The following is a 23,097-nucleotide window of genomic DNA, read 5'->3' on the forward strand; positions in this document are numbered from 1 at the left end:
CAGCCCGAAAGGGTGCTGCGCGGGGCCTAGCCCCGCAGGCGGGCGTAGACGCGGCGGTGTTGCTCGATGAAGCCGAGCTTCTCAGCCAGCCGCACTCCTGCGGTATTGGAAGCCGGAACGGTGAGGTAGGCATGCTCCGCGCCATTATCGCGGCCCCAGCGCAGCAGGTGCTGGCCTAGCAGGGTGCCGAATCCGCGGCGGCGGGAGTTCGCAGCTACCTCCACATTAGAAAGGCCCAGCCACGCGGTGCCATCGCCGGATTTGCTAATGGCACCGCGGGCAATGGCGACGGTTACGCCTTCGAGCGCTAGGCGGCCAAAGCCAAGTGTGCCCTCGATGGGGGCGCTCAGGTGCTTCAGTGCCTGAGGCGAAAGGGTTCCGCTGCGGGAGTGATACATCTCCAGCCACTGGTCATCGGGATGGTCTTCGACATGGAAGGTGGGGGAAGCAGAGGGGGCTTCGGCAAGCGCGGGCAGATCGCGCAAGACCATAGCGAGCGTTTCTGGTTCGGTTTCCCACGCGGCGTCGGCAAGCAGGCGCTCGGCGGGTTTGCCAATGCGCTCTGGAACCAATAGGCGCACCGGCAGGTCGTGGCGAGTGAAGAAGTCCTTAATCTCTTCCATCGGCACCGGGGTAAAGCCGGCCGAAGGGCCCAAAGGCACGGCCGAATTGGAGCTGCCGGTAGCGCCGTCGCCGGCGCGCAGGAGCCAGGAACCATCGCTTGTCCAGGCGTGTTCCCCGCCGGGGAAAGCCGCGGCCGCTGCAACCTCCACGGCGCGGATATCGGAATTGCGGACCATGCGCGGGGAGAGCCTCTTGATAATCTTCAGCTGTTCCGGCGGGATCTCTACCGCATCCAGGTCAGAGGGGAAACCACCGACCTCCTGCGGGCGGATAACCAGCGGATTGAGGCTCAGTACGTGCCCGATGACGTCGCTATGTACGCCGCCGAAATCGCGCCGGGCCACCACGCGCTCGCCCACCTGGACGGCATCGGAGCGGAAGATACGTGACATTAGTCGTCGTGGCCGAAGGGATCGGCGTCCTCGCCCGGTACCCAGGAATAACCCGGCTCGGTCCACCCATTGCGTTTGATGGCCTTTTTGGCCTGGCGCTTATAGCGGCCGATGAGGGTATCGGTGTACAGGAAGCCATCGAGGTGGCCGGTCTCGTGCTGCAGGCAGCGGGCGAAGAAGCCATAGCCTTCGACGGAGATGTCGTTGCCGTTTTCGTCCTTGCCGGTCACGCGTGCCCAGTCGGCGCGGCCGGTGGGAAAGCCCTCGCCTGGAACGGAGAGGCAGCCTTCGTCATCGGAGCCGTCGTCAGCCGGCATGGTCTCCGGAATTTCAGAGGTCTCCAACACGGGGTTAATAACGCAGCCCTTGCGCATGCCTGCCTTTTCGGACGGCAGCTCGGTGCCATTGGGTCCGTCCGTATCAGGGCAGTGGTAGACAAAGAGGCGCTTGCCAATTCCTACCTGGTTTGCGGCTAGGCCCACGCCATGGGCGGCATCCATGGTTTCATACATGTCCGCGATGAGTTGCTGCATTTCCGGGGTGGAAATTTCGGATTCTTCCACCGGTTGGGTGGGGTTGTGAAGCACGGGCTCGCCGTGGATAACGATGGGGCGAATAGTCATGCCTTACAGTTTAGGCATGAACCCCTTGTCTGACCTAGACGCCGCCATTTTGGACTTTGAAGAAACCGCGCCGCGCAGCATCGGCCGCAAGGAAGAGGCCATCCGCGCGCAACTGGATATCTCCCCGGTGCGCTACCATCAGCGCCTTAACCTGCTTCTCGACGCCCCCGCGGCCGCCCAATCCCACCCGCTCCTAGTCGCCCGGCTGCGCCGCGTGCGCGAGGAGAGAGAAAACACGCGGCGCGCCACGCGGGGAAATACCCCTTTTAGTTAATTCTGGGTACTAGTGTTGCGTATGTGACTAATGTGAATCCGGAAAATTCGACCGACAAGGTACCCGACGAAACCCGCGCCGGCTCCGCTGCCGGTGCGTCCGCTTCCCGTGCCGCTAAGCGCCCCGCTGGTGGCGGCGCGCACGCTAAAAAGGGCGGACTCCCGCTGCGCGGCCTGGCGATGGTCCTCATCGCGGTGGCCGTCATGCTCGGCCTCTGGGCTTTGTACTCCATAACCTCGGGCGACGATGATTCCACCGTGGCCTCCGAGAGCAAGCAAGAAAACTCCACCGGTTCCACCATTGGTGCCGCACCCGAAGGCTCCGCTGGTCCCGATGCCGCAGGTTCCCGTGCCCCCGGTGCCCCAGGCGCTTCCGAGGGCGCAAGCGCTCCTTCCCCTGCACCGGCGCCAGGAAAGGGCGATGCCCCACGTGATTCGGCTGCTTCCGGTGCTGCCGACGAAGCTGCTGCGCCTCAGGGCAATGACGCTGCAGGAGAGGAAAACGCCCACTCCGCCGCGCGCGACCGCAAAGATATTAAGGTCAGCGTCCTCAATAACTCCGGTGAGGTAGACAAAGCCAAGAAGGAAGCCGATTCCCTCAAAGGCGGCGGCTTCAAGGTGGGCTACGTGGGCAACCTGCCTGGCGATGTCCTTACCGTCCCGAAGACCACCGTCTTCTACCCGGAAGGCGATACCTCCGCTGAAGCACTGGCCAAAGAGGTAGCCGCTCGCTACCAGGCCGATATCGCGCCCATGAATCGCGACCTGCCTAAGGAGGCAACCGATGACGGCGCCGTCGTTGTCGCCCTAGCGGTGCCGCAGGCCTAAGCTAGCTGCGTACCTGACCTAAAGTCCAAGGGCATCCGGCCAGAAAGAAACTTTATTGTTCTGTGGCCGGATGCCCTTGGACTTTTATGATCTGAGATATTGCCTACCCGCACGGCCGCCGCTGAGAATGGGTTAAATAAAATTCACGTCTTAATACCTGTCAGCCGTTAAGCTGAATGGGTGAAGATCCCGGCAGAACAATTCGCCCGCTCTCCCGAACCAACACTAGGTGTGGAATGGGAGGTAGCGCTCGTGGACCGCGAAACGCGCGACCTCGTCCCGCGCGGTGCGGAACTTATCGATCTGGCCAATGCGACCTATCCCGATATCCATCTGGAAAAGGAATTTCTCCAAAATACGGTGGAGCTAGTTACAGGCATTTGCCACACCGTTCCGGAAGCAATCGCTGACCTGAAAAATTCCCTGAACGCGGTGGAAGAAGCCGCCGATAAGCTGGGGGTAGATGTCTGGGCATCCGGTGGGCACCCATTTACGGATTTCCGCGAGAATCCGCTTTCGGATAAACCCAGCTATCAAGAAATCATCGCGCGCACCCAGTACTGGGGCAAGCAGATGTTGCTTTGGGGCACGCACGTGCACGTGGGCATTAGCCACGAGGACCGCGTGTGGCCCATCATCAATGCGCTAATGACCAAGTACCCCCACTTGCTGGCCTTATCAGCGTGCTCGCCGGGGTGGGAGGGCCTGGATACCGGCTATGCTTCCAACCGCACCATGCTCTACCAGCAGCTGCCTACCGCAGGCATGCCATATCAATTCCGCGATTGGGCCGAGTGGCAGTCCTATATGCGCGACCAAGCGATTTCCGGCGTTATCAACCACACCGGCTCCATGCACTTTGATATTCGGCCGGCCGCCAAGTGGGGCACGGTGGAGGTGCGCGTGAGCGATGCGACGTCGAATCTGCGCGAGCTTTCCGCCATCGTTGCGCTTACTCACTGCTTGGTGGTCTACTACGACCGGCTTATCGACGCCGCGGAACCCCTTCCCACCCTGCAGCCCTGGCACGTGGCAGAAAATAAGTGGCGCGGCGCCCGCTACGGCATGGATGCGCTGGTAATTACCTCCCGCGAGACCGATGAAGCCTGGGTCAAAGACGAGCTAGCGCAGATGGTGGAAGAACTCGCCCCCATCGCCCGCGAGCTGAGATGCTTTAATGAGCTGCAGCTTATCCACGAAATTATTGATGGCGGCGCCGGCTATGAGCGGCAGCGCCGCTTGTTCAAAGAAACTGGCAGCTGGCGCGAGGTGGTTGAGGAGACCTGCCGCGAGCTGCGCACCTTCCGCCCGCTCTAAAGCGGGAGGGCAGGGGGCCGGTAGCCGCCTCGGGCTTAGTCCTCGGAGCGCGAGTGGCGCCCATAAGCCGGGGTATCGGGGATATCGGTGATGTCCTGGGACGCGGGGAAAGCGCGCGTTTCGGGACCCACCGCGGGCATTTCTGCCGTTTCATCGCTGATAGTGCGCGCTGCCCGTGAATGACCACCACGGGTCGTAGACTCGGTGTTCACTGAATGCGCCGGACGGGCCGCGGTCGTGGTGGCAGCAGGTTGCGCGGCAGCGGGCTGCTGGGGGCTACCAGGGGCGGTCGTTTCCTTGGCCGGTTGGGTGCCAGGGATAAATCCCCACACCGCGTAGAAGGCGATATAGATAACGCCGGCGCCGGTAAAGGCCAACATGCCCCAGGGCTGCAGATCCCAGTGGTTGAGGGAACGGCTCGCAGCAGATAGCCACACGGGGGCGGAAATGAACGGCATGGTTACCGCACACATGGCCAGCACGGATACGAAACCAGCGAACTGTGCGCCGAGGAAGCCGTGCAAGCGCCTGCCCAGCGCCTGGTTAACGGAAACCAGTACGACGACGGCCAACGGCACCGTCCATACCCAGTGGTGATACCAGGAGAAGGGGGAGACCAAGCAGGAACTGATACCGGCGAGCGCAAGCGCGGCCGAGTTATTACGGTGCTTCATCGCGGTACGCAGCGCCAAGCAGGTCAGAATAAAGACCACGACCACGGCGGCAAGCCATACCCAGCCGCCGTCGATGCCCCATGCGCGGACCATCACGGAGCGGATGGACTGCGCTCCTGGGTTAGTGTGCTCGCCCACGCGGGAGGATTTAAAGATGGCATCGGTCCAGAATTCGGCGGCATCCGGGATAGTTACAAAGCCAATGGCAACGGTTACCGCGAACGTCAAGATGGCGATAATCGCCTGCCACCAGCGTTTTTGGAAGAGCAGAACCAGTCCCATATAAGCGGGGGTAAGTTTCATACCCGCAGCCAAACCGATGCCGATGCCCGGCAGGGCCCGCTTGCGCGGGAGGAGGTCCAAAGCAACCAGCAACATCAAAAAGATGTTGATCTGGCCAAAGAATAGAGTGCCGTGTACCGGTTCATTTGCCGGGGTGCAGCACAAAAGCAAGATGCCCAATAACCACATTGCCGGGGAGAGCTTGAGCCCGCGCTCGCGCAGAACCAGCATGATGACCGTAAACAGGGCAAGGGCGGTGCCGCCTTGCCAAAGGAGTGTCAAAGGGGCGTCGGCAAGCGAGGAAAGCCACGTGAAAAGAGTGCCGGAAAAGGGCGGATAGGTAAAAGGCAGGTCACCAATATAGGCGTTATCGTACAAGTTTGCGCCCTGCGCTACCTCACCACCGGCGAGCCAATAAATCTTCAGATCTAGCGGAACGCGCCACACAAAGGCGCTATTGCCATCGTAGATGCTGAAGCGATAGACAATGACGCCGATGAGGGCGGCGAGCAAAGTCACCACAGTGGGAAGCCCATAAAGCTTTTTCACGGTGAAAAGCGTCTCCTACTTGCGGCGCAGCGACTTCGCGGCGGGGCGGTCGTTGCGGGACATGGTTTCCTCGGTGCCGTATAGGCCCTCACGGCGTGCAATACGTGAGGTGCGCTGCGCGGTTACCGGGCTAGTGAACATGGCAAACAGTACCAGCAAAATGAGCATTCCTAAATCCCCCCGCTCGGCCACGCTGAAGGATTCCGCGCCCGTGAGGCGGATGATCGCGCCCAGGATGGTGAGGATAAGACCGGTGGTCTGCGGCTTGCTCACCGCGTGTACGCGCGACATTGTGTCTTTGAATCGAGCGATGCCGATGGCTGCGGCCAAGGTGAGGAGGCTGCCGCTAATAATGAGGATGAGCGAGAGTACATCAGCGATAAAGGACCAGCTCATTGGTTATCCCTCTTCCTAAACCTTGTAACCGACACGGTAGAGATAAAGCCCAAGAGTGCAATGACCAGCATGGCCGAGGCCACCGTGGTGTTGAGCGACCAGCACATGTAGGTAGCAAGCGCGCACTGGAACATCGCGGTAAAGCCATCCATACCCACCAAACGGTCCAGCGAATTAGGCCCGGTGATAATGCGCCAGACGGTAATGAGGAAGGAGACGACCAGCAGCGCGGCGGCCACCAGCAAAATCGCATTGTAGATCTGAGGATCCATTAGGGGTGGCTCCTTTCAAAGATTTCGATGAATGAGGCCTCCATACGGGCCACGGCATTGATCTCGCGCTGGATTTGCTCCTCATCGTGGGCATCTAAGATGTGGACGGTGAGCATGCGGTTAGCAATATCAATATCGGTTACCGTGCCACCCGGTTGCAGGTTGTACAGCGTCACCGCCAAAGAGATGGCAAACTCATTATCCAAGCGCATGGGCAGCTCTAAGATGGCGGTCTTGGGCACCGGCTGCGGGCGCACGGCCAGCCATCCCACCTTGAGCGAGGCGTAGAACAACTCCCAGAACCAGCGGAGCATAAAAGCAATGAGCTTGCCCCAGGAGACGTCGATGCCGGTAATCGGCATGGCCGGCAGCGGTAGGGCAAAGACAATAACGACGCCGATGATAAGTCCCGCCACCAAGTTTCCCACGGTGACCTCGCCCATCAGCATGCACCACATGATGATGAGCCAGACGATGAACCACGGACGGAAGCGGTGGTGCAGGCCGGAAAAGCGCGAGTTAGTCATCGCTAATATCCTTCCTCTTGGCGGCGTCCGGGGACTTTACGGTGGTGGAATGCGCATCGCGTCCACCGGCTTCTGGATCGGTGCGGGAATCCAGGCCCGGCGAGGCCGGGGGCTCCGCCTCAGGAGAGTGGCTGCGCCTATTTTCATAGGAATCAGCGCCGCCGGTGTAGCGCTCCTTCTGGTTGAGGTGGCGGGTGGGATCATCCGCGCGGTCGCCCAGCACGGCGTACTGGTAGATGGACGTATCCTGCGCGGATTCGGCCGCGCGCGAGGTTACACCGGAAATCGGTCCGGCCAGGAAAGTAATGGACGTAGACGCGGCCACCAGCAGGGTCGTAGAGGCGATCATGCCAAAGGGCACCCTGCCCACATCCTGGCGGGAGGAAAATTCCACCTCATCGGTGATATCGGAAAGCGGGGCCGGGCGGGCGAGCGCCACGTTGCCTTCAGGGGCATCGGCGCGGTCGCGTTGAAAGCCCTTAGCCCACACCAGCATCATCACGTAGAGGGTAAGCAGGGAGGTAGCCACGGCTCCAACGATAAGTACCCAGGCCATCCAGGATCCTTCATTCGCACCGGCTTGCAGCAAAATGATCTTGCCCAGGAAACCGGAGAACGGCGGGATGCCGCCCAGGTTGATGGCGGGGATGAAATACAAGATTCCGATGAGCGGGGCGGAATACATCAGCGAGCCCAAACGGCGCAGCGAAGATGTTCCGGCCTGGCGCTCAACCAGTCCGACCACCAGAAATAGCGCAGTCTGGACCAGAATGTGGTGTACGGCGTAGAAGATGGCGCCAGAAAGCCCCTGCGCGGTACCCAAAGAGACGCCGAAGATCATATAACCAATGTGGCTGACCAGGGTAAAAGACAAAAGGCGCTTAATATCGGATTGCGCGATGGCGCCCAAAATACCCACCAGCATCGTGGCGAGGGCTACCCACATGAGCACGGTATCGAGCCCACCCGCAGTAAAGACGGAGGTGCGGGCGCGGATGATGGCGTAGACACCCACCTTGGTCAGCAGGCCGGCAAAGACGGCCGTGACCAGCGAAGGTGCCGTGGGATAGGAGTCCGGCAGCCAGGCATCCAGCGGGACCACGGCGGCCTTAATGCCAAAGGCGACGAGCAACGTGGCAAAGATAGCGGTGCGAGTTCCTTCCGGAATGTCCTGCATGCGCTGGCCAATCTGTGCCATGTTCATCGTGCCCACGGAGGAATACACATACCCCAACGCGAGCAAGAAGATCATGGATGAGGCCATCGACACCATCACGTAGCCCACGCCGGCGCGCACTCGACCAGCCGAGGCACCTAAGGTCAACAGCACATAGGACGCCACGAGGAAGACCTCGAAGCCCACGTAGAGATTGAAGAGATCGCCGGCCAAAAAGGAGATATTAACGCCCATGGTCAGCAGCATGTAGGTGGGCAAGAAGACGGCCACCGGCTCGTCCTTGGTGCCATCGCGAACGCCCTGGGAAATGGCGTACCAAATGACAGAAAACAGCACCACGGAGGACGTAAAGAGCATGACCGCAGAGAGGCGATCCGCCACGAGCGTGATGCCCACCGGGGCGTCCCAGCCTCCTACCTGCAGGGTTTGGATGCCTTCAAAATCCGCGATGAGGATGAGTACGGCATTGACCACGGCGGTAATAAGCAGTGAGAAAAATACGATCTGGCGCTGCGCATTGGGAATGCGGCAAAAGATCAAGGCGAGGGCCGCGGCCACTGCTGGGATGATAATGGGCAGCGGAATGAGGTAGCCGATGTAGGGAAAGAGGGCATCGACAAGCGGCTGTACGGTCTCACTCATCGCGGGCCCCCTTTACTGGTTCCTCGAAGGATGCAGGGCCGAAGTTATCGCCTTGCTTGGTGGCGCGGCCGGTAGCCGGATCATTGGACGCATCTTGGTCCGGGCTGGCGGCCGCATTGCCGGGGCGCGCGGCCTTGGCGGCAATAGCGGTATCTTCCGCGTCATCTTCAATGACATCATCCGTGCGGTAGCGGTACTGGCGGTAGGCCAGGGTAAGGATGAAGGCCGTCAGCGCCATGGAAATGACGATGGCAGTCAGAATCATTGCTTGTGCCAGCGGATCTGCAATCTCGGTGCCGAAAGGTTCCGAGTCGCGGCCATCGATAGGCGGAGAACCGGCCGAACCGCCGGACTGCAGCAGGAAGAGGTTTGCGCCATTGCCCAAAAGCAGCAGTCCAAGCAGCATTTTGGTCATGGCGCGGTCCAGGAGCAGGTAGACGCCCGCGGCTACGAGCACACCGGCGGCCAAGAGGAGGAAGAGGTTGGCTTCCATTTATTTCTCCTTCCCTGTGGTGGCGGTTGTGCTTGCTGTAGCGGCTTGTTTCTTTTCCTTGCGTTGGGCCCGTTGCGCTTTTTGCTTGGCGGTGCGTTGGCGCTGCTGCCGGGCCAGCGAGCGGGCGCGATCGCGGGCACGTTGCTTACGCATATCCTCTTCTTCATCCAGCTTGGCGCCCAAGGAATTTAGGATGTAGAGCGTGAGCCCCACGACGATGAGGTAGACACCTGCGTCAAAGACCAACGCTGAAGGTAGCGAAACCTTGCCGATGAGCGGAATCTCCGGTGAGGTGTATCCGCTGGTAAGCGGCGGGTGACCAAAGAACATCGGGGTCACCGTGGCTAGTGCGGACAGCAAGAGACCGGTGCCCATGGTGCGGCCGGCGTCAATAGGCAGGGTTTCTTCCAGCTCCGCGCGCCCACCAGCCAGGTAACGCAGGATGAGTGCTAGCGCTGCCACGAGGCCGCCGGCAAAGCCACCGCCAGGAGCATTGTGGCCGGAGAAGAAGAAATAGAAGGACAGTGCGACCATGGACGGGAAGAGCACGCGGGTGGAGACATCGATCATCAGCGAGCGGTTGAGTGCTTGCTCAGATTCCACCCCGGCGGCCAGCCACCGCCGGCCGGTAACCCGCAGGGTGGGGCGGCGGCTTTCACGGCCGAAAGATTGGGTGCGATAAATCAGCGAGACCACGCCCAGTGCGGCAATGATAATCACCGTGATTTCGCCAAAGGTATCCCAGGCGCGCAGGTCCACCAGCAAGACGTTGACAGTATTGGCACCGTGTCCAATCTCTTTGGCCAGATCCGGCATGAACTCGGAGATGGGCTTGGACTGACGCGCGTTAATAGCAAACATCGCTACTACGGTGACGGTAAGACCCGTGCCCACGGAAAGCCAGGCACGCAGGCGGCCCATCTTGGGGTCCTGCTTCCATTCGGTGGAGGCCGGCATGCGGCGCAGAACCAGCATGAAAAGAACCATCACGATGGTCTCGGTCAACAGCTGCGTCAGCGCCAAGTCCGGCGCACCGTGCAGAGCGAAGATGAAGGCGAGCGTATAGCCAGTCACCCCGACGATGATGACGGCTGATAAACGATTATCGGTGACCGTGGCAGCCACGGCGGCCACCATGATGATGAAGGCGGCGACGATCTGCCAAGGATTTTCCGCCACTATCATGCGGATATCAGTGAGATCGCCTTTGATGATCATAGCCAGTGGCAGCAGCATCAACGTGGCAAAGATAACCGTCAAGTTCAGCTGCAGGGAGCCGCGCTGCGTGGTTGCCGTCGTGCGCAGCGAGAGCTGGCGCAAAAGAGCGATGACCGAATCGTAGGCGTCATCCGCATTGCCCAGTGCGGGGTAGGAGAATTGCCACTTGACCAGGACCTGGCGTTGCCAGTGCATAATAATACCGGCCACAATAATGAGTGCGGAGAGGCCCAGCGCCACCGTCAAGCCATGCCACAGGGCTAGCTCGCTATGCTCCTCCGGGCCGAAGGTGGAATTGAGGTGTTGGTCAAAGGCTGCCGAAAGCGGCTTGGGGAATACACCAAGTACCACTGTCAGGACGGTAAGTAAGACAGGGGAGAGCCATAGCCCCAGGTTGACCGGATGCATCTTGGCGACGGCCTCTGCCGGCTCTGTTCCATTGACCTCCTTCTTGGTGGCAAAGGCACCCCACAAAAAGCGCAGCGTATAGGCCATCGTGAGGATAGAACCGAGGACATAGGCCACAAGCATCATATTGCGCGGCATGCCGGCCAAGAGCTCTTCGTGCATGGTGGCTTCCAGCACGGCCTCTTTAGCCACGAAGCCAAACAGTGGTGGGACGCCGGCCATGGAGAACCCGGAAATGATCGCAATACCGAAAAGGAAGGGCTCCTTGCGCCCCAAGCCGGATAGCTTGGTGATATCCCTCGTGCCCGAGCAGTGATCGATAGCTCCGACGACCATAAAAAGCGCCGCCTTAAATAGCGAGTGCGCAAAGGTCAGCGCGAGGCCGGCCTGCATGGCTTCCCGCGAGCCTACGGCCATGATGGAGGTGATAAAACCCAACTGGGAGACGGTGCCATAGGCCAAAATCAGCTTCAGGTCGCGCTGTTTGAGCGCCATCCAGCCACCGAGCAGCATGGTAAATACGCCTAAGGAGATAACCACCACGTGCCAGGTTGCCACCTCATACATCGAGGGCGCCAAGCGCCCGACGAGGTAGATGCCGGCCTTAACCATCGCGGCGGAGTGGAGATAAGCGGAGACCGGAGTCGGCGCCGCCATCGCGCCGGGGAGCCAAAAGTGCGCCGGTACGATTGCGGACTTTGTCAGCGCGCCCGCCAAGATGAGCACGATGGCCACCGTGACATAGGGTGTTTGCGCAAAGTTCTCATAGGCGGAGATATCACTAAAGGTCCACGCCCCAGTTTGCCGCCCGAGCAAGATAATGCCCATGAGCATGGTTAGCCCGCCCAGCGCGGTGACCATCAGCGCCTGCTGGGCCGCGCGGCGGGAGGAGGCTCGTTCCGCATAGTAGCTAACCAAGAGATAAGACAGCAGGGAGGTAATCTCCCAGAACACGTACATCAGCAGGAAATTATCCGCGGCCACTAGACCAAACATGGCGGTGGCGAAGCCCACCATTTGCGCCGCGAACATGGCCAAGCGGCGTCGCGTGCCGTCGAAATAGCCCCAGCAGTAGATCAATACCAGCGCGCCCATGCCCAAGATGATGAGGCTAAACAGCGCGCCTAGTCCGTCTAAGCGGAGGTCAAAACTTAGGTTCGCGGAGGGCATCCATTCCACGGTATGCTCAACCGCGCCACCGTCTGCGAAGGTGCCGCGCAGAAAGTGCATGAGCGTCCACACAAAGCCTGCGCCGGGGACTAGGGCCAAAATTCCAAATGCCGGGCGACCCATTCGCATGATGAGCAGCGGTGCCACCACGGTGGCGGCGATGAGAGTACCCAGGAGTATTAGCACGTTGGTTACTGCGCTCCTTTTGGTTGTATCGCGTTCTCTTGCCCCGCTGCCGCGAACACCACGAGCATCACAACTACCGAGAGACGAGAACATTCACGAGCCGCACGCCGCTGAGTACGCCGCGGTGGCATAGTGCAAGCAACATGGCCGAGCGCGGGGCCAACTTTTTGCCACTTTACCGGCTTTTCTACGGCTTTGAAAGAACTATTTTTGGCGCTGTATTATATGCTGCTATTCTGCGGCATAAAGAAACCCCGCTCCGTGGGGAGCGGGGTACGCCGCAGTGCCGCGGCAATAGCCAGGACCCAGGCTGGGCTAGGGGCGCAAGCCTTAGGAGTAGCGCTGCAGGAAGAGCGCCTCGGCTGCGGCAATATTTTCGATCTCGGTGGGATCCACCGACTCATTGGCGGAGTGAATGGTGCACTTGGGCTCCTCCACACCGTAGAGGGCGATCTCCGCGTTAGGATGCGCCTCTTGCAGCTCGGTGGTCAGCGGAATGGAACCGCCCATGCCCTGTGCGGCGGTCTCTGCGTTATATGCCTCGGAAAGGCATTCGCCTAGCAGAGCAGCGGCTGGCTTTTCCGGATCGGCGGCAAAGCCGGCATTGGACTCGAGCACCTCGGCCTTGACGTGGGCTCCCCACGGGGTGTGGCTGCGGAGGTGCGCACAGACGGCGTCGGCAATCGCGGCGGCATCGGCGCCAGCCGGAACGCGCAGGTTGAGCTGGGCGGAAGCGGTAGCGGGCACGGCGTTGACAGCCTCGGATACTGGGGTGGAGGTAAAGCCAGTGACGGTAATGGCTGGGCGGGACCAGACCATAGAGGCCACTGGCGTGGCGCCAGCCGGGTCATCTTCGCCCATGATCTTGGTGCCCTCCAGCAGCTGTGCATCGGCACGGAAGGCCTCGGCCGAGTATTCCTGGCCGGACCACTCGGCGGTGGTATCTACGCCATCGATAACGGTGCGGCCGTACTCATCGGATAGGGAGTCGATGGCGCGCATCAGGGCTTTGGCGGCGTCCGGGGCCGCGCCACCAAATTGGCCGGAGTGAACGCCGGCGGCCAGCGTATCGACCTGCACACCAATCTGCGCGCCGCCGCGTAGGGAAGTGGTCAAGGTCGGCTGGCCTACGGCGGAGTTGCCGGCATCGGCGATGAGGATGGCATCGGCTGCAAAAAGCTCCGGGCGGTCCTTGATGAGCTGGGACAGGCCCTCGCCGCCGCGTTCCTCAGAACCCTCGATGAGGTACTTCAGGTTGACCTTGGTGCCGCCGTTATTGTCCACCGCGCGCAGGGCCGCTAGGTGCATGGCCACGTTGCCCTTGCAATCGGCGGCGCCGCGGCCGTACCAACGAGTAGAGCCATCGGCGGCCTGGCGCTCAGTAAGGGTAAAAGGATCAGAATCCCACGCTTCGCGGTTGCCCGCCGGTACTACGTCATAGTGGGAGTAAAGCAGGACGGTTTTGGCCCCCTCGTCGCCCTTGCGCTCGCCCAAGATGGCGGTGGAGCCATCGGCCGTGGTGATGGTTTCCACGCTCACTCCGGCTTCTTCGAGTGCGGACTTAACCCACTGGCTCGCGCCCTTGGTCTGGTCCTCCAAGCCTTCCTCATTGTGGACGGAGTTGAAGGCTACGAGCTCGCTGAGCTGGCGGAAAATGGTCTCGCGGTCGTTGCGGATGCTTTCATTAAGTGCAGTCATGTGTACTACCGTACCCGCCCTGCCCAAGCTATAGAGCAACCGGAATAGGAAAACGCTGGGGTGGTGAACTAAAATTTATTCATTCCACCCTGTGCGGATTTTGTCCGTTCGGACCCTATTCCGGCGAGGAATCGGGGCCAAACAGACAGGAACGGACGTGGCAGGCTGCGGTTTGTTACGCGGGGTGAAACGAGAAACTTTCATAGCCGAGAATAGAAAGGACCTGGCATGGCGAACGCATCATCCGCCGCAGGTTCCAAGGCCACCCTGCCCGAGCTGACTCTGCGCGGCATTATCATCGGCGGCCTGATTACCCTCATCTTCACCGCTGCCAACGTGTACCTAGGCCTGAAGGTGGGCTTGACCTTTGCTACCTCCATTCCCGCTGCCGTGATTTCCATGGCAGTATTGCGCCATTTCAAAGGTCATAACATTAAAGAAAATAATATTGTCCAGACCATCGCCTCTGCTGCGGGCACCTTGTCCGCCATCATCTTCGTCCTCCCGGGCCTAGTGATGGTGGGGTACTGGCAGGGCTTCGGCTTCCTGCAGACGGCCGGCGTGTGCATCATCGGCGGCGTGCTGGGCGTGATGTATTCCATCCCGTTGCGCCGCGCTTTGGTAACAGGCTCCGATCTGCCCTACCCGGAGGGCGTGGCCGCGGCCGAGGTCCTCAAGGTGGGCGATGAAAATGCTTCCGGCGCCAGCCAGGAAGAAAATGCCAAGGGTCTGCGCATCATCGTCGCCGGCGGTATTACCTCGGCCGTCATGGCGCTGCTGACCGCAATGAAGGCGGCCGCCTCTGAGGTCACCGCCTATTTCAAACTCGGCGCCGGCGCGACCACCCTGGGCACGAGCCTTTCTACCGCCCTTATCGGCGTGGGCCACTTGGTGGGCCTGCCGGTGGGCATCGCCATGCTGGTTGGCGTTGTGATTTCCTATTTCATCTTGCTGCCCATTTTCACCACCGGTGATATTTCGGGCGCCACCGCGCTTGCCGACGTCGTCGATACCACCTTCTCCGATGACATCCGCTTCATCGGCGTGGGCACCATGGCCATTGCCGCTATCTGGACCCTGCTGAAGATTGCCGGGCCCATTGCGCTGGGTATCCGCCAGTCGCTAGCCTCCTCGCGCGCCCGTAAGTCCGGGTCCGCCGTGGATGTGACCGAGCGAGATATTCCCTTCCCCTATGTTGCCACCACCATCGTGGCGTTTATGGTGCCCATCGCGCTGCTGCTGTGGGACTTCGTGCAGGGTACCGATATCCATGACTATATGGCCGTGCTCATTACCGTCTCCGTGCTCTTTACGTTGCTGGTAGGCCTCATTATCGCCTCCGTGTGCGGCTACATGGCGGGCCTGATTGGTGCGTCTAACTCGCCGATTTCCTCCATCGGTATCATCGCCGTGCTTGCTGCCTCGCTGCTCATCGCCGCCGTTACCCGCGGCACCAGCGCTGATCCTTTGTCCTTGGTGGCGTATACGCTCTTTACCGCGGCCATTGTCTTTGGTATTGCCACCATTTCCAATGACAACCTGCAGGACCTGAAGACCGGCGCACTCGTTGGCGCTACCCCGTGGAAGCAGCAGGTAGCGCTCATTATCGGCGTGGTCTTCGGCTCCCTAGTCATCCCGCCGATTTTGCAGGTCATGCTCAACGGTTTCGGTTTCCAAGGCATGGAGGGTGCGGGCGAAGACGCCTTGGCCGCCCCACAGGCCGCCTTGATGTCTTCGGTTGCCTCCGGCATCTTCGATAGCTCGCTGGATTGGGACCTTATCTTTATAGGCATGGCCATCGGCGCTGTCCTCATTATTATTGACGAGCTCCTGCGCAAGTTCACCGATAAGTACTCATTGTCCCCGCTGGCAGCTGGCATGGGTATGTACCTGCCGGCCGCGCTGACCATCGTCATCCCCATCGGCGCCATCCTGGGCACTTTCTACGATAAGTGGGCCGCGAAGCAATCCCGCCCTGAGTTTGCCAAGCGCATGGGAACCCTCCTGGCTACCGGCTTGATCGTGGGTGAGTCCCTCTTTGGCGTGGTCAATGCCGGCATTATCGCCGCTGCTGGCGGTGATAGCCCGCTGGAGATCTTTGCAGGCGGTACCTCCGCCACAGTGGTTGGCGTGATCCTCTTTATTCTTGCGCTGACGTTTATCTACCGCTGGACCAAGCGCACGGTGAAGAGCTCCTAGTTTCTGATCCATTCCTTAATATAATGGCGTCCCTGCATGGGGGCGCCATTTTTTCTTGCAGTCGCGATGGGAGAGTGCCAGAATGGTCGTTAGCACTCGCACAGTATGAGTGCCAGATAAATCTACATCGTTGTGGTTGAGGTTGGTTCACACTCACCAGCCATGCCGTCGCGGGCGTCCGCAGCGAGAAAGACGTGAGTGTCGTCCTCAATAAACCAAGGAGCACAAACACAATGGCAAAGATTATCGCTTTTGATGAAGAGGCCCGCCGCGGCCTTGAGCGCGGCCTGAACACGCTGGCCGACGCCGTCAAGGTCACCCTCGGCCCTAAGGGCCGCAACGTCGTCCTGGAAAAGTCCTGGGGCGCCCCGACCATTACCAACGATGGTGTTTCTATCGCTCGCGAAATCGAGCTCGAGGATGCTTATGAGAAGATCGGCGCCGAGCTGGTCAAGGAAGTAGCTAAGAAGACCGATGACGTCGCTGGCGACGGCACCACCACCGCAACCGTGCTGGCACAGGCTCTGGTACGCGAGGGTCTGCGCAACGTAGCCGCAGGTTCCAACCCTATGGGCATCAAGCGCGGCATCGAGACCGCAACCAAGAAGGTTGTAGATTCTCTGCTGTCTTCCGCTAAGGAAGTAGAAACCCAGGAGCAGATCGCTACCACCGCAGGCATCTCCGCTGCTGACCCGGCTATCGGCGAGAAGATCGCTGAGGCTATGTACACCGTGGGCAACGGCTCCGTAAACAAGGACTCCGTTATCACCGTGGAAGAGTCCAATACCTTCGGCGTTGACCTCGAAGTAACCGAGGGTATGCGCTTTGATAAGGGCTACATCTCCGGCTACTTCGCTACCGATATGGAGCGCCAGGAGGCAGTCCTCGAGGATCCTTATATCCTTCTCGTTTCTTCCAAGATCTCCAATATCAAGGATCTTGTCCCGCTGCTGGAGAAGGTTATGCAGTCCGGCAAGCCGCTGCTTATCATCGCCGAGGACGTTGAGGGCGAGGCACTGTCCACCCTCGTTGTCAATAAGATCCGCGGCACCTTCAAGTCCGTTGCTGTGAAGGCGCCGGGCTTCGGTGACCGCCGCAAGGCCACCCTGCAGGATATGGCCATCCTTACCGGCGGCCAGGTTATTTCCGAGGAGGTCGGACTCTCCCTCGAGACCGCCGAGCTGGAGTACCTGGGCCAGGCACGCAAGGTTGTTGTCACCAAGGACGAGACCACCATCGTTCAGGGTGCTGGCTCCCAGGAGCAGATCGACGGCCGCATCAAGCAGATCCGTGCCGAGATCGAAAGCTCTGATTCCGACTATGACCGCGAGAAGCTGCAGGAGCGTCTGGCTAAGCTCTCCGGCGGCGTTGCCGTCCTTAAGGTCGGTGCCGCTACCGAGGTTGAGCTCAAGGAGCGCAAGCACCGCATCGAGGACGCGGTCCGCAATGCTAAGGCTGCCGTGGAAGAGGGCATCGTTGCCGGCGGTGGCGTAGCCCTGCTGCAGGCCGCTTCCGTTCTGGATTCCCTGGATGACCTCAAGGGTGACGAAGCTACCGGCGTCAAGATCGTCCGTGAGGCTCTGTCCGCACCGCTGAAGCAGATTGCACACAATGCTGGCCTGGAGCCGGGCGTTGTGGCTGACAAGGTTGCCTCCCTGCCAGCAGGCGAAGGCCTGAACGCTGCTACCGGCGAGTACGTAAACCTCATGGAGGCTGGCATCAATGACCCAGTTAAGGTCACCCGCTCTGCCCTGCAGAACGCTGCTTCCATTGCAGCTCTGTTCCTGACCACCGAGGCCGTCGTTGCCGACAAGCCTGAGCCGGCCGGAGCCAACAACGGCATGCCGGACGCTGACGCCATGGGCGGCATGGGCTTCTAACGCCCTATACCCCATAGGCCGCCAATAACAACGGGCCTAGCATCAGCCTGAGCGCCCCGTTTCTGTGCTTTAGAGCGCATGAAACGGGGCGCTTCGGCGTGTCTGCACCATTTTCTTTAAGTGATGCGATATGTGAACGCTGCGTCTTTACGAGATGACTTTCCGAATGTGCTCGTCATAGTCGGTTTCAATTGGGGCTGGAGATCGGAGAGCTTTTGGGAAATTCACCGCGCTATATGGCTCGCGATTCTCCGCCACAGCTTTTAACATGCGAACCATGCACCCCAGTGACCCCGTATAGGGGTAGCCGAAGGGGCGGAATTTAAAAAGGTTTTTCGCTCTCGGAGAGTGGGTTTTGCGCCTACCTATCGTTCGTTACTCCGGAAGCGTTACAGTGTTAAGCCTGAGCTAACCTAGCTATTTAAAGCGTAATGTAAAAGCCCAGTTTAGTAGCCTTTCAGTTAAGGTAAAAAATTTTAATGCCTCCAAAAGCCATAAACTTATCCCTATCAAGTTGCCTGCGTGATGGGGCATCTATGCAAATTTGACTTGATTTCGTTCAAACTTGTGTCAAAATATCTTTTGTGACGCCCGCTGAGGGTGTCTGCAAACTGCAAACCCCTCCGCGGCAGTAGCTTCGGATCTATTTTAGGAGTTCAAACATGGATCTCTCCACCATTCAGATGCACTTGGATAACTTCGTAACTACCTGGGAAGGCTGGAGCAAGATTGTTCAGGGCATCCAGGACTGGAAAGGCGTCGCTGAAGGATTTGAGGCCCTGAAGGGAGCTTTCGAGACTTTCGGTGACGGCTTGGAAGAACTGAGCTCCAAGTAAGCAAGACCTTTCCATCAACCAACCTTCAATAAGGAGACACTAAAATGCAGGAACTTTCCTCCAACTTCGGCAGCTTCGTAGAATTGAGCAGCAATTTGTTCAACTCTATCCACGAGGTTCTTTCTCCGCTGCTGTCCATTGCTGAAGGCGCTTCCAAGCTGATCGGCATGTTCGTATAAGAACATCCTCCAGTTCTAAGCTTTAAAGCTCACTGAAGCAAGAAGGTCTACCGTCTCGGTAGGCCTTCTTTTCGTTTTGGTGGCTGTTTAGGGAAGGGATAACTTCTTAGGGAAGGGATAACTTCGAAAGTTTAACGCGCTTGCTGTCTATATTCGGGTTACACTTAATGCATGGCTGATATTAAAGACGACGATCTTCCCGAGATTGACCTGGCAAAAACAGACGGCTACGTCGTCGACGGAACCGATGAGGATGACCCTTCGCTGATCATGCCGGATGGTTCCCCGGTTCAGACTTGGCGTGAAAATTACCCCTACGATGAACGCATGACTCGCGATGAGTACGAGTCCGTTAAGCGTGCGCTGCAGATTGAATTGCTGAAGTGGCAGAACTGGACCAAGGAAACTGGTCAGCGTCATATTATTATCTTTGAGGGGCGCGACGCAGCCGGTAAAGGCGGCACTATCAAGCGCTTTAACGAACACCTGAACCCGCGCGGTGCCCGCACAGTGGCATTGGAAAAGCCGTCGCCGCGTGAGTCCACCTCGTGGTACTTCCAGCGTTACATCGAGCATTTCCCGGCCGGTGGTGAAATCGTCTTCTTTGACCGCTCTTGGTATAACCGTTCCGGGGTGGAGCGGGTTATGGGCTTTTGTACCGAAAGTCAGCACGCGGAATTCCTTCGCGAGGTTCCGATGCTGGAGAATATGATTCTGGGCTCGGGTATCTCCCTGACCAAGCTGTGGTTCTCGGTTACTCGTAAGGAGCAGCGCACTCGCTTCGCTATTCGCCAGATTGACCCAGTGCGCCAGTGGAAATTGTCCCCGATGGACTTGGCCTCGCTGGATAAGTGGGACGACTACACCCGTGCTAAGGAAGAGCAGTTCCGTTATACGGATACGGAAGAGTCGCCGTGGATTACCATTAAGTCCAACGACAAGAAGCGTGCCCGCATTAACGCTATGCGCTATGTACTGTCCAAGTTCGAGTATACGAACAAGGATCACGAGCTGGTGGGCGAGGTTGATGAGAATATTGTTAAGCGTGGTCGCGACCAGATTGGTGACTAAGCTTTAGCTGGATTAGCCATCACGACGGCGGGAAACTCGGAAACTTCGAGTTTCCCGCTTTTTGTATTAAGGGGGTAACGGGGGTGGATTTGGGCAATAGTTTTGGCAAAATTTGTTCTTCCTAAAAGTCCGTTTCCGTGCGGTTATTTTACGGAACCGTAGGTTACATAATTGGAAGTTATTTGTGCTTTATATCGTCGCGTATTTAGCATCACTGTTATCTCAATCTCATCCAGGAAAGCACTATGAGATACAACACTAAAGAGGAGACGGTGATGATGAAGAAGCATGTAACCGCTTGCTTGACGGCGGCTGCTGTCATGGCGGCACCAGTGGCGGTATCTGGAACGTTTACAGTTGGCGCAGCTGCTCAAGAGGCACCGGCCCCAACGGCAGACCAGAAGCCAGATGTATTGGGACGCCCGACCGTCTCTGACAAGCAGGTTTGTGACGAGGATGGCTACTTCGATAGCCAGCGCGGTCAGGGTGTAAAGATTTACTACCGGAAGCAGAAGGTGGCAAACCCACGCGGTGCGGTGGTTTTGGCGCACGGTGTATCTGAGCACTCGGGGCGTTACGATTACGTCGCCAAGCGCTTGCTCGATGCAGGCTACAACGTCTACCGCGTAGATCACCGCGGCCACGGCAAATCCGCCGGCGGCAGCGTACCGATGGGGCATATCGATAATTTCCAGTACATCCTCGATGATTTCGACCGTGTCGTGGACATGGCGAAGGAAGAAAATCAGGGAGTAAAGACCTTCCTGCTGGGCCACTCGATGGGCTCGCTGACCGTGGAGGCCTATGGCATTCGTGAGCCGGGCAAGGTCGATGGCATCATCACTAACGGTGGCGGCGCGCCGCTGAACCTTTCGGGCAAGAATGTTGCGGGAAAGAACATCACGCCGGATGATATTTCTGAGACCCAGAAGAAGCTGGATCCCACTATCTTTGAACGCTTGCCGTTGGCCCAGCTCACCAGTTTCAATGCCCGCTACGCGCAGAACCTAATCCCGCACCGTACCGAAATCGGTGTGGACTCGCCGGAGTGGAGCAAGGGCATCACGATGTCTAATCCGTTTACAGATGGCATCTCCACTAACCAGGCGGTGAAGGACGAATATGCTTCGAGCCCGCTTATCGCAAAAAAGACCAGTGCTGGCACGGCCTTGCAGCTGGCAGCAATTGCGAATTATGACGCCGTCAATGCAGACCTCTTCACCGCTCCGACGCTTATCATGCACGGCACCAAAGACGGCATCGTTCCGCCGTACTTCTCCCAGGATTGGTACAACTCCATTTCCTCCAAGGACGTGGAGTATGTGACCTGGGAGGGCCAGAAGCACGAGGTCTTCAATGAGCCGGCGGCCGACCAAGCCCTCGATACGGTCGTGGATTGGCTGCACCGTCACGCCTAGATAGCAAGGAACATAGGCCAGGACTCTTGGCAAGCATTTAGTGCTTGCCAAGAGTTTACGTATATGTAACCGCCGTGTTGCCCAGGCCAGATAGAAATTGAGTTATGAAAAATAAACTCTGTGCTTTCTCTTCTGTCCTGGCGCTTACCGCAATAGTAGGCGCACCCGGAGCTGCGGCCCAGTCCTCGCTTCCGGGTTCGTCCCTTAGTTCTTCATTGGGGTCGTCATTCGGCTCTTCGCTGAGTTCTTCACCGAGCTCCTCCCACGGTTCCTCCACAGGAGACGATGTGCAGCAGGAGGACGCCACTGAGTCTCGGGTGCTGTGGCAGGAAAGCTTCGACGGGGCGGATACCCCGGCATGGTTCACCCATCGCGCGCCGGAGGGGTGGAAGACCGACGTGCAGGGCGTGGACTCGGGCGAGGCGCGCTGGAAAGGCTGGACCTTTGGCGATATGCGCCACTGGACCTGGGCATCTGGTACCGATATGCGCCACTACTTCACTCAGGCTCATGACACCTTCGCCATCATCGACAACAAGCAGCAGCGCTTGGCCGAAGGCGATTCCATGACCGCGGGTCTGAAGACCCCGGACATCCCGGTGGCGGGGCAGGACCGGGTAAACGTGGAATTCGATCACCATTACCGCCAAGGCAAAGATGGGCAGAATGCCACCGTGGAGGTTTCTTTCGATGGCGGTAAGGCGCAGGAGATTGCCGCTTTTGATAGGGACGTCTTTTCCAATCACGAGTCCATCGGCATCGATGTGCCGGCTGGCGCAAGGAAGATGCAGGTCAACTTCCGCTACAACAACGGCAATGATGACTGGTGGTGGGCGGTGGATAATGTGGGCGTCGTCAAGCCGCTGGGCGAGCTTAAAGGCTCACCGCAAGCCACAGTAGACGTGCTTTCCGACGTCCAGGGCGACCCCCAAGACTACAAAGACGCGGTCCGCCAGTTGAACGGTATGGAGGACAAGGCCGGGGCGCTGGTGCTCAACGGCGACCTCGTGGACGATGGCTCGCAGCAGCAGTGGGATGATTTCTTGGCCGCGCACAGCGAGGTGCCGCACGATTCGGGCAAGGAATTGTGGACCATCGGCAACCACGAAATGTATGGCAAGGAAGGCTCTAAGACTTACCTGGATCGCTTTCTCAAATACTCCGGCCAGGATAAACCGTGGAAGGAAGAAGTGGTGGATGGGGTGCCGCTCATTTCGGTAAATACCGAGTTTTATTCCGATATTCTGCGCCACGGCAAGGAGCCGTTCCAGCGCATCAGCAAGGAGCAGCTCGATTGGCTAGATGAGCGCCTGGCTTATTGGGATGCTAAGGGCACTCCGGCGTTGGTCTTTAGCCATCCGCTGCTGCCACAGACGGTATCGATGTCTCATTCGGCGTGGTACCAGAATGACTTTGAGGACCTCGAGGCGCTATCCAACGTGGTCAATAAGTACAACAACATCGTGTGGTTTAGCAGCCACAGCCACTCTTCGCTGCGTCAGAATAACTGGTGGGGAACCCGCCGCTATGACGGCACTGGTGAGGCTGGCCGTACCGGCTTCCCCGTGGTCAACACCGGCGCCATTCTCAATGAGTACCTACCGGATGGCGATAACGACGAAAAAATTGTTAAGGAAAAGGAAGAGGCCTCCACCGGACTGCGGGTCAAGGTGTTTGCTGACCGTGTCCGGGTGGAGGCCTGGGACTTCAAGTCCGGCGAGATGATTAAATACCAGGACTTCGCGCGGTAGGGCGCAGATTATGG

At 59.0% G+C, this 23,097-nt stretch carries 20 protein-coding genes; 10 read left to right on the plus strand and 10 right to left on the minus strand.

The window, feature by feature from the left end; all coding sequences use genetic code 11:
• Positions 1-26 precede the first annotated feature (26 nt).
• Both RAE07_RS05520 and RAE07_RS05525 read right to left on the minus strand, forming a co-directional pair.
• The gene (locus RAE07_RS05520) at positions 27-1,016 is read right to left on the minus strand and encodes an N-acetylglutamate synthase, CG3035 family (protein ID WP_317001484.1); all 990 of its coding nucleotides are present in this window, start codon (positions 1,014-1,016) and stop codon (positions 27-29) included.
• Positions 1,016-1,639 (minus strand): peptide deformylase, encoded by a 624-nt coding sequence (locus RAE07_RS05525; protein ID WP_023019968.1) that lies wholly within the window; start codon positions 1,637-1,639, stop codon positions 1,016-1,018. Before RAE07_RS05525 ends, RAE07_RS05520 begins: the two co-directional genes overlap by 1 nt.
• Between RAE07_RS05525 and RAE07_RS05530 the strand changes: the two genes are divergently transcribed.
• From RAE07_RS05530 to RAE07_RS05540, 3 genes are all read left to right on the plus strand, one after another.
• Positions 1,638-1,913, plus strand: a complete 276-nt coding sequence (locus tag RAE07_RS05530; RefSeq protein WP_317001485.1) for a DUF3263 domain-containing protein — start codon at positions 1,638-1,640, stop codon at positions 1,911-1,913. The genes RAE07_RS05525 and RAE07_RS05530 overlap by 2 nt on opposite strands.
• A 23-nt stretch (positions 1,914-1,936) precedes the next feature.
• Positions 1,937-2,740 (plus strand): LytR C-terminal domain-containing protein, encoded by an 804-nt coding sequence (locus RAE07_RS05535; RefSeq protein ID WP_234288159.1) that lies wholly within the window; start codon positions 1,937-1,939, stop codon positions 2,738-2,740.
• Between the two features lie 180 nt (positions 2,741-2,920).
• Complete coding sequence (locus tag RAE07_RS05540; protein ID WP_317001486.1) at positions 2,921-4,057, plus strand: glutamate--cysteine ligase; 1,137 nt, start codon at positions 2,921-2,923, stop codon at positions 4,055-4,057.
• A gap of 35 nt (positions 4,058-4,092) precedes the next feature.
• On the opposite strand, the gene RAE07_RS05545 is transcribed toward RAE07_RS05540, so the two are convergent.
• From RAE07_RS05545 to RAE07_RS05580, 8 genes are all read right to left on the minus strand, one after another.
• Positions 4,093-5,562 carry a glycosyltransferase 87 family protein gene (locus tag RAE07_RS05545; protein WP_248100068.1) on the minus strand — a complete coding sequence of 490 codons (1,470 nt, stop codon included), beginning with the start codon at positions 5,560-5,562 and terminating at the stop codon, positions 4,093-4,095.
• A gap of 15 nt (positions 5,563-5,577) precedes the next feature.
• Positions 5,578-5,958 (minus strand): monovalent cation/H(+) antiporter subunit G, encoded by a 381-nt coding sequence (locus tag RAE07_RS05550; RefSeq protein WP_023019963.1) that lies wholly within the window; start codon positions 5,956-5,958, stop codon positions 5,578-5,580.
• Entirely contained in the window at positions 5,955-6,230 is a 276-nt protein-coding gene (locus RAE07_RS05555) for a monovalent cation/H+ antiporter complex subunit F (protein WP_023019962.1), read from the minus strand. Before RAE07_RS05555 ends, RAE07_RS05550 begins: the two co-directional genes overlap by 4 nt.
• The gene (locus RAE07_RS05560) at positions 6,230-6,757 is read right to left on the minus strand and encodes a Na+/H+ antiporter subunit E (protein ID WP_239205427.1); all 528 of its coding nucleotides are present in this window, start codon (positions 6,755-6,757) and stop codon (positions 6,230-6,232) included. The genes RAE07_RS05555 and RAE07_RS05560 overlap by 1 nt, the downstream gene beginning before the upstream one ends.
• The gene (locus tag RAE07_RS05565) at positions 6,750-8,576 is read right to left on the minus strand and encodes a Na+/H+ antiporter subunit D (RefSeq protein WP_317001488.1); all 1,827 of its coding nucleotides are present in this window, start codon (positions 8,574-8,576) and stop codon (positions 6,750-6,752) included. The genes RAE07_RS05560 and RAE07_RS05565 overlap by 8 nt, the downstream gene beginning before the upstream one ends.
• The gene (locus RAE07_RS05570; RefSeq protein ID WP_023019959.1) at positions 8,569-9,069 is read right to left on the minus strand and encodes a Na(+)/H(+) antiporter subunit C; all 501 of its coding nucleotides are present in this window, start codon (positions 9,067-9,069) and stop codon (positions 8,569-8,571) included. The genes RAE07_RS05565 and RAE07_RS05570 overlap by 8 nt, the downstream gene beginning before the upstream one ends.
• A complete protein-coding gene (locus tag RAE07_RS05575) occupies positions 9,070-12,051 on the minus strand; it encodes a Na+/H+ antiporter subunit A (RefSeq protein WP_317001490.1) in 2,982 nt (993 codons plus the stop codon).
• A 330-nt stretch (positions 12,052-12,381) separates the two neighbouring features.
• Positions 12,382-13,749, minus strand: coding sequence for a M20/M25/M40 family metallo-hydrolase (locus RAE07_RS05580; RefSeq protein ID WP_317001492.1), 1,368 nt, complete (start codon positions 13,747-13,749; stop codon positions 12,382-12,384).
• Positions 13,750-13,977: 228 nt separating this feature from the next.
• Between RAE07_RS05580 and RAE07_RS05585 the strand changes: the two genes are divergently transcribed.
• The 7 genes from RAE07_RS05585 (at position 13,978) to RAE07_RS05615 (ending at position 23,083) form a co-directional block, all read left to right on the plus strand.
• A complete protein-coding gene (locus tag RAE07_RS05585; protein WP_317001494.1) occupies positions 13,978-15,948 on the plus strand; it encodes an OPT family oligopeptide transporter in 1,971 nt (656 codons plus the stop codon).
• A gap of 233 nt (positions 15,949-16,181) precedes the next feature.
• Complete coding sequence (groL, locus tag RAE07_RS05590; RefSeq protein ID WP_086588229.1) at positions 16,182-17,828, plus strand: chaperonin GroEL; 1,647 nt, start codon at positions 16,182-16,184, stop codon at positions 17,826-17,828.
• A 662-nt stretch (positions 17,829-18,490) separates the two neighbouring features.
• Positions 18,491-18,664, plus strand: coding sequence for a hypothetical protein (locus RAE07_RS05595; protein ID WP_284835471.1), 174 nt, complete (start codon positions 18,491-18,493; stop codon positions 18,662-18,664).
• A 44-nt stretch (positions 18,665-18,708) separates the two neighbouring features.
• Positions 18,709-18,843, plus strand: a complete 135-nt coding sequence (locus tag RAE07_RS05600) for a hypothetical protein (RefSeq protein ID WP_023019952.1) — start codon at positions 18,709-18,711, stop codon at positions 18,841-18,843.
• A 171-nt stretch (positions 18,844-19,014) separates the two neighbouring features.
• Positions 19,015-19,914 (plus strand): polyphosphate kinase 2, encoded by a 900-nt coding sequence (ppk2, locus tag RAE07_RS05605; RefSeq protein ID WP_023019951.1) that lies wholly within the window; start codon positions 19,015-19,017, stop codon positions 19,912-19,914.
• A 245-nt stretch (positions 19,915-20,159) separates the two neighbouring features.
• Positions 20,160-21,332, plus strand: coding sequence for an alpha/beta hydrolase (locus RAE07_RS05610; RefSeq protein WP_317001495.1), 1,173 nt, complete (start codon positions 20,160-20,162; stop codon positions 21,330-21,332).
• A 104-nt stretch (positions 21,333-21,436) separates the two neighbouring features.
• A complete protein-coding gene (locus RAE07_RS05615) occupies positions 21,437-23,083 on the plus strand; it encodes a metallophosphoesterase family protein (protein ID WP_317001496.1) in 1,647 nt (548 codons plus the stop codon).
• Positions 23,084-23,097: the final 14 nt, after the last annotated feature.

It is taken from the genome of Corynebacterium nasorum (assembly GCF_032821635.1).
Taxonomy (GTDB): Bacteria; Actinomycetota; Actinomycetes; order Mycobacteriales; family Mycobacteriaceae; genus Corynebacterium; species Corynebacterium kefirresidentii.